The following is a 7,386-nucleotide window of genomic DNA, read 5'->3' on the forward strand; positions in this document are numbered from 1 at the left end:
ATGCAGATTACTGGAGAGATGTTGCTTGGAGCGTCCGCCGTACGCGGAACCCGTGGCACGCTGCGCGCGTTCGACCCGGCGCGCAATGCGGAAATTGAGCCGGCGTTCGGCGCCGGCGGTGCAACGGAAGTCGAGCGCGCCTGCGAACTGGCGGCCCTGGCGTTCGACCCTTACCGTCACGCGCCGCTCGAAACGCGTGCGCGTTTTCTCGAAGCGATTGCCGAAAATATCGTCGCACTCGGCGAAGCATTGATCGAGCGGGCCCACCTCGAATCGGCGCTGCCGAAAGCGCGCCTGGAAGGGGAGCGCGGCCGCACAGTGGGGCAGCTCAAGCTGTTCGCCGCGCTGGTGCGTGAAGGCCGCTGGCTCACCGCCACGCTCGATTCCGCTCTGCCCGAACGCAAGCCTCTGCCGCGTTCCGATCTGCGTCTGCAGAAGATTCCGGTCGGGCCGGTGGCCGTGTTTGGCGCCAGCAATTTCCCGCTGGCCTTTTCCGTGGCCGGTGGCGATACCGCCTCGGCTTTGGCGGCCGGCTGCCCGGTTGTCGTCAAGGCGCATCCGGCGCATCTCGGCACCTCCGAGCTAGTGGGGCGCGCGATCCAGAAAGCGGTGGCCGACAGCGGATTGCCCGAAGGCGTGTTCTCGCTCGTCATCGGTGCGGGCAACGAAATCGGCGAGGCGCTGGTGAAGCATCCGGCCATCAAGTCGGTGGGCTTTACCGGCTCGCGGCGCGGCGGTGTCGCGTTGGTCGAAATCGCCGCTAAGCGCCGTGAACCGATTCCGGTGTTCGCCGAGATGAGCAGCGTCAATCCGTTCTTCGTGTTGCCCGGTGCGTTGGCCAGGCGCGCCGAAGCGCTCGCCCAGGGTTTCGTGGATTCGGTCACGCTTGGGGTCGGTCAGTTCTGCACGAACCCGGGTCTCGTGCTGGTGCTCGATGGGCCGCATACCCGCGGCTTTATCGACGCCGCCGCCAAGGCGCTTGCCAGCAAGGGCGCGCAGACCATGCTGACCGCAGGTATCGCGGCCGCCTATCAGGCGAGCGTCGCGCAGCGCGCCGAGCTCAACGGCGTGCAAAGCCTGGCGCGCGGTGCGGCCTCGGAAGCGGCGTGCGCTGCCTTGCCGGTGCTGTTCGAAACTACCGCGGCACAGTTCCTCGCCACGGCGCCCCTCGAAGACGAAATCTTCGGGCCGACCTCGTTGATCGTCACCTGCGCGGACATCGCAGAGATGCTCAAGGTCGCCGAGCATCTGGAAGGCCAGTTGACCGCGACGCTGCAACTCGAAGCCGAAGACTATCCGCTGGCGCGGCAACTGTTGCCGACGCTCGAGCGCAAGGTAGGGCGGATTCTGGCGAACGGTTTCCCGACGGGCGTCGAAGTGTGTCATGCGATGGTGCATGGCGGCCCGTTCCCGGCTACTTCCGATGCGCGTGCAACCTCGGTAGGCGCGACGGCGATCGAGCGCTTCCTGCGGCCGGTTTGCTATCAGGACTTGCCGGCCGAACTGCTGCCCGAAGCGTTGCACGACGACAACCCGCTCAAGCTCTGGCGCTTGCGCGACGGTCAGCTCGTGCGGAACTGAGGGCCGACATGACCGACACCAACCGGCGCTACCCCGACCCCGCTGTCCGCATCCTCGATCCGCGCTTCAAGGACTTGCGCCTTGCTTCGGCTTCGGTTGAGTGCCTGTATCAGGGCGCGCGCTGGTCGGAAGGCCCGGTGTGGTTCGGCGACGGGCGCTATCTGTTATGGAGCGACATCCCGAATAATCGCATCTTGCGCTGGGATGAACAGAGCGGGGCGGTCACGCCGTTTCGCCAACCCTCGAACAACGCCAATGGCCACACGCGCGATCGCGAGGGGCGGCTCGTGAGTTGCGAGCATCTGACGCGGCGTGTCACGCGCACCGAGTACGACGGCTCGATCACCGTGCTCGCTGAGCGTTACCGCGGCAAGCGTTTCAATTCGCCCAACGACGTGATTGTGAAGTCGGACGGCTCGATCTGGTTCAGCGATCCGACCTTTGGAATCGACGGTTTTTACGAAGGCGAGCAGCAGGAGTCGGAATTGCCGGCCTGCGTGTATCGCGTGGATGGACAGAGCGGCGAAGTGTCGATGATGATCGACGACGTACTTGGGCCCAATGGCCTTGCGTTCTCGCCGGATGAATCGATTCTGTACGTGGTCGAATCGCGCGGCGAGCCGCGCAAGATCCGCGCCTTCGACGTCACGGGCAACACGCTTGTGAACAACCGCGTGCTGATCGATGCAGGCCCGGGTACGCCGGATGGTTTCAGGGTCGACATTCACGGCAACCTGTGGTGCGGTTGGGGCATGGGCACCGACGAACTCGATGGCGTGCGCGTTTTCACGCCGCAAGGCGAGGCGATCGGCCATATCGCCTTGCCGGAGCGTTGTGCGAACGTCTGCTTCGGCGGCCGGCATCGTAACCGGCTCTTCATGGCAGCGAGCCATGGGCTGTATTCGCTGTATGTGAACACGCAAGGCGTGAAGGGCGGTTGACGCGCGAGTCTGATTTGCTTGACATCAGAAGTAGGCCTTGACTATGTTGCATCGAGAGACACAAACCGCCAGCACCGCGATTTGACCGGCGGACTTCCATACCAAGAAGCGAGGAGACGCAATGACTTTTTCTGGCAGCTTGTCGGTCAGGTTAGCGGGTATCTGTGTCGCGGTAGGGGCAGCTTGGGGGGCGACCTTCGCGTCGCCGGCGTACGCAGATCCGGTCACGCTCAATATCGTCGATGTGGCGGGCGATCTGCAGTTGACGCAAAAAGGCTTCGAAGCGTTCAAGGCGAAGTACCCGAACCTCGTTGCGAACATCACCTACACGAATGCGCCTGCGCCGCAGTTGCCGGGCAAGATCAAGGCCATGCAGGCGGCCGGCCGCTCCGATATCGATCTGGTGCTGACCGGCACGGACGCGCTCGCCGCTGGCATCGAACAGAATCTGTGGACCAAACTGCTGCCGGATCAGGCGGCCACCTTCCCGGGCGTGCTCGACAACTACGCGCCCGGTCCGCGCAAGATGCAGGATCTGGCGCAAGGCTACGGGCTCGAAGTGGCTTATATGCCGGCTGGGCCGCTGCTCGAATACAACCCGGCGAAGGTTAGCGACCCACCCAAAACGCCGGACCAGTTGCTGCAATGGTGCAAGGCGCATCCGAACAAGCTGATCTATGCGCGCCCGGCCAACTCCGGTCCGGGGCGTACGTTCCTGATGGGCCTGCCGTATGTGCTCGGCGACAAGGATCCACGCGACCCGATCCATGGCTGGGACAAGACCTGGGCGTTCCTCAAGCAACTGAACGATTGCGTGCCGTATTACCCCGGCGGTACCTCGGCGGTGATGAAGGAGCTGGGCGAGGGCACTCGCGACATGACGGTCACGGTGACCGGCTGGGACATTAACCCGCGGGCGCTTGGGATCGTACCGGCTGAGTTCCGCGTGCAGAGCTTCGACAACATGACGTGGGTCGACGACGCGCACTATATGGTGATCCCGAAGGGCGTGCCGAAAGAAAAGCTCGACGTGCTCTACAAGCTGATGAATTTCATGCTGCAACCGGCGCAGCAGGCGCTGACCTACGACGATGGCTATTTCTATCCTGGGCCCGCTATCAAGGGCGTGACCGTCGATCAGGCGCCGGCGCATAGCCAGGAGGTCCTGAAGAAGTACGGCCGTCCGGAGTACACGCAAATGCTGGCCGCCCATCCGCATGTGCTGCCGCTGGATGCTGCGGCGATGGTCGCCGCGTTCCAGAAGTGGGACCGTGAAATCGGGGCGCAGAAGAGTCAGTAGCCGGAGGCAGTGAAACCGTCATGAAGCCTCATTTTGAGCAGTTGCGTCTCGACTCGGTGAGCCGCAGTTTCACGAATGCTGAGGGCCACGCTGTGGCCGCCTTGCAGGGCCTTAACCTCGAGATCCGGCGTGGCGAGTTCATCGCCTTGCTCGGGCCGTCAGGTTGTGGCAAGTCGACTGCGCTCAATTGCATCGCGGGCTTGCAGCCGCTCTCGGGCGGCGGCATCTGGCTCGACGACACGCGCATCGACATCCTGCCGCCGGAAAAACGCGGCTTCGGCATGGTGTTCCAGAACTACGCGCTGTTTCCGCACATGAGCGTGCTCGACAACGTCGGCTTCGGCCTGAAGATGCGTGGCGTCGCGAGGAGCGAAGCGGTACGCCGCGCACGCGAGGCTTTGCAGCTCGTGCAACTGGTCGGGCACGAACGCAAGCTGCCGGGCCAGTTGTCCGGTGGCCAGCAGCAACGCGTGGCGATTGCGCGAGCCATTGTGATCGAACCGCCGCTTGTGCTGATGGATGAACCGCTGTCGAATCTGGATACGAAGCTGCGTATCGAAATGCGCGCAGAGATTCGCCGCATCCATAGCCAGCTCGAACGCGCAACGATCTACGTGACGCACGATCAGGACGAAGCGCTGTCGATGGCTGATCGCATCGTCGTGATGAAAGAAGGTGTCGTGCAACAGGTGGCCACGCCGAAGGAAGTGTATGGCCGGCCGAAGAACCTGCACGTCGCGCGCTTTATGGGTTATCGCAATGTGATCGAGTTCATGCTCGAGGGGATGCAGGGCGAAGCCGTCGCGGTGAGCGCGAACGGTGTGCGTCTGCTAGGCATACCGATGCACGCCTTCGATAGCAAACGCGTGAGCGTGGCGTTGCGGCCAGAAGATATGGAACGCAGCACCCCGGGCGCGGAAAACGCATTCATCGCCGAAGTGACCACGGTCGAATACGGCGGGCGCGATTCGCTGATTCGCGTGAAGTCCGCGTTCGGCGATCTCTGGGCACGCGTGGCGGGAGAGTTCGCCGAGGGCGAACGCATTACGCTGCGTGTGCCGCCCTCGCGCACGCTGGTGTACAACGGTGACGCATCATGAACACCGGCATGCTGCCCACGTTGCGGCCGCCGGTCGCCCCGCGCGACGCCAAGGGCTGGCTGGTTGCGCCTGCACTGATCTTTATCGTCGCGCTGTTCATCTATCCGTTTGCGTATGGACTGGTGCTTTCGTTCCAGCCGATGAACGGCGGCGGGTTGTGGGCGAACTATGTGTCGTTCTTCACCGATACGTCGATGTGGCCGACCATCCTCGTCACGTTGAAGCTCGCGGTGCCTGCGACGCTCATCAACGTGGGCGTGTCGATTCCGGTGGCCTTCGCTTTGCGCCACAACTCACCGTATCAGAAGCTCGTTACCACGCTGCTGGTGATTCCGGTCACGTTGGGCACGGTGCTGATCGCCGACGGCATGCTCACGTATTTCGGGCCAAACGGCTGGTTTCCGCAGGCTTTGCAGGGCCTGCATCTGTATACCGACGAAGTGCGGCTCACTCACAATTATTGGGGTGTCCTGATTTCACTGATCGTCTCGGGCTTTCCGTTTGCTTTTCTGCTTACCCTATCGTACGTGACAGGGATCGATCCGACGCTCGCCAGCGCCGCCGCCACGCTCGGCGCCAGCCCGTGGCAGCAGTTTCTGCGCATCTACCTGCCGTTGCTGGTGCCCGGTTTGACGATGGCCGCGTGCCTCTCGTTCGTGCAGGCGTTTTCGGTGTTTCCTTCGGCGGTACTGCTCGGCGCACCTGCGGGACCGACCCGGGTGATGTCGATTGCCGCAGCCGAGGCCGCGTTTGAAAACTACGACTACTCGCTCGCCTCGGCCATCGCGATGGTGATGGGCTTTGTGCAACTGCTGGTGGTGGCCGGCATGCTCGGCGCGCGCCGCTTCTTCTATAGCGGTCCGGTGACGGGAGGCAAGGGCTGATGACAACCGATCATCACGCGACGCCGGCCTGGCCCACATCGGCCAAACCGCAGGGGCAGACGCGGACCCAGCCCAGCGAGAGCGAAGGCGAGGGCGACAGCACGGGCCGCAATCGCGGCGTGCAGCCAGGCAAAGCCGTCAAGCAGCGCGCGGCGTTTGCCGAGCGCATCTGGAAAGTGCTCGTGTGGGGCGCGATGGTGTTTTTCCTCGTCAACGTTGTGCTGCTGATTGCGACGGTGGCGGTCAACTCGGTGGGCACGCGCTGGTTCGGCACGCTGTTGCCGCAGGGCTTTACGCTGCATTGGTACGCCCAGGCCTGGAGCGACTTCCAGTTGGCGAGCGTGCTGTGGGTGACGGTTGAAGTGGTCGGTGCCGTGGTGATCCTGTCGGTCCTGCTCGGCGTGCCGGCCGCGTATGCGCTGGCCCGTGTGCAGTTCCCCGGCAAACGCTTCGCCGTGCTGGTGTTCCTGCTGCCGCTAATGGTGCCGCCAGTCACTTACGGTATTCCGATGGCGACCGTGATGTACAAGGTGGGTCTCGCCGGTACGCTGCCCGGTGTGATTCTTGCGAACCTCGTGCCCGCGCTGCCGTTCGTCATTCTGGTGATGACACCGTTCATCGAGCAGATCGATCCGAATCTCGAAGCCGCCGCGCGCATCTTCGGTGCGAATACGTTTCGCTATTTCCGTTATGTGCTGTTGCCGCTGCTGGTGCCCGGCATGCTTGCGGCGGGTTTGCTCGTGCTGGTGCGCACCATCGGCATGTTCGAGCTGACCTTCTTCACGGCTGGACCCGGCACGCAGACGCTGGTGGTCGCGCTGTACTACGCGGTGTTTTCGACCGGCGTGCGTGCGCCGCAGTCGATCGACGCAATGGCAATGATTTATATGGCGATCACGCTGGTTTGGGTGTTGATCGCGCTGCAATTCGTGAGCCCGACGCAGATCGTCTCGCGTGTGAAGGAACAGAAGCGCTGAGCCGGAGACGAGCGGTCGCGCGAGGCAGCGCGGTAGTTCGATCACGAGCGGTTAGCGCGTTGATTAACGGGCTTTGTAGCCAAGACACGAGCTGGAGAATGTTGTGACCAAGAGAAAGACCCCTGAAGAATTGCGCAGCCACCGCTGGTATGGGGTGAACGACCTGCGTTCGTTCGGCCACCGTTCGCGCACGGCGCAGATGGGCTATAGCCGCGAGGAGTATGCAGGCAAGCCGGTGATCGCGATCCTGAACACGTGGAGCGAGATGAACCCGTGCCACACGCACTTCAAGCAGCGTGTCGAGGAAGTCAAGCGGGGCATCTGGCAGGCGGGCGGCTTCCCGATCGAACTGCCGGTGCAGACGCTCTCGGAGCCGTTCCAGAAACCCACCACGATGCTCTACCGCAACTTCCTCGCAATGGAAGCGGAGGAAACGCTGCGCTCGTATCCGGCGGACGGTGTGGTGCTGATGGGCGGTTGCGACAAGACCACGCCCGCGCTGCTGATGGGCGCGATCTCGATGGACCTGCCGACCATCTTCCTGCCCGCCGGTCCGATGCTGAGCGGCAACTGGAACGGCGCGACGCTCGGCTCCGGCTCGGA

7 protein-coding genes are annotated in these 7,386 nt (G+C 63.4%); all 7 read left to right on the forward strand.

Going from position 1 to position 7,386, the window contains the following annotated elements; all coding sequences use genetic code 11:
- Positions 1–1,581 carry an aldehyde dehydrogenase (NADP(+)) gene (locus BLQ92_RS36700; protein ID WP_090695364.1) on the forward strand — a complete coding sequence of 527 codons (1,581 nt, stop codon included), beginning with the start codon at positions 1–3 and terminating at the stop codon, positions 1,579–1,581.
- A gap of 8 nt (positions 1,582–1,589) precedes the next feature.
- A complete protein-coding gene (locus tag BLQ92_RS36705) occupies positions 1,590–2,522 on the forward strand; it encodes an SMP-30/gluconolactonase/LRE family protein (RefSeq protein ID WP_090695368.1) in 933 nt (310 codons plus the stop codon).
- A gap of 121 nt (positions 2,523–2,643) precedes the next feature.
- Entirely contained in the window at positions 2,644–3,822 is a 1,179-nt protein-coding gene (locus BLQ92_RS36710; RefSeq protein ID WP_090695372.1) for an extracellular solute-binding protein, read from the forward strand.
- 20 nt (positions 3,823–3,842) lie between these two features.
- A complete protein-coding gene (locus BLQ92_RS36715) occupies positions 3,843–4,922 on the forward strand; it encodes an ABC transporter ATP-binding protein (RefSeq protein WP_090695378.1) in 1,080 nt (359 codons plus the stop codon).
- Complete coding sequence (locus BLQ92_RS36720) at positions 4,919–5,806, forward strand: ABC transporter permease (RefSeq protein ID WP_090695382.1); 888 nt, start codon at positions 4,919–4,921, stop codon at positions 5,804–5,806. Before BLQ92_RS36715 ends, BLQ92_RS36720 begins: the two co-directional genes overlap by 4 nt.
- Entirely contained in the window at positions 5,806–6,783 is a 978-nt protein-coding gene (locus BLQ92_RS36725) for an ABC transporter permease (RefSeq protein WP_090695385.1), read from the forward strand. The genes BLQ92_RS36720 and BLQ92_RS36725 overlap by 1 nt, the downstream gene beginning before the upstream one ends.
- Positions 6,784–6,886: 103 nt before the next feature.
- Positions 6,887–7,386 (forward strand): dihydroxy-acid dehydratase domain-containing protein (locus BLQ92_RS36730; protein ID WP_176860801.1); only part of this gene is annotated, 500 nt, incomplete at its 3' end.

The organism is Paraburkholderia phenazinium (genome assembly GCF_900100735.1).
Classification (GTDB): Bacteria; Pseudomonadota; Gammaproteobacteria; order Burkholderiales; family Burkholderiaceae; genus Paraburkholderia; species Paraburkholderia phenazinia.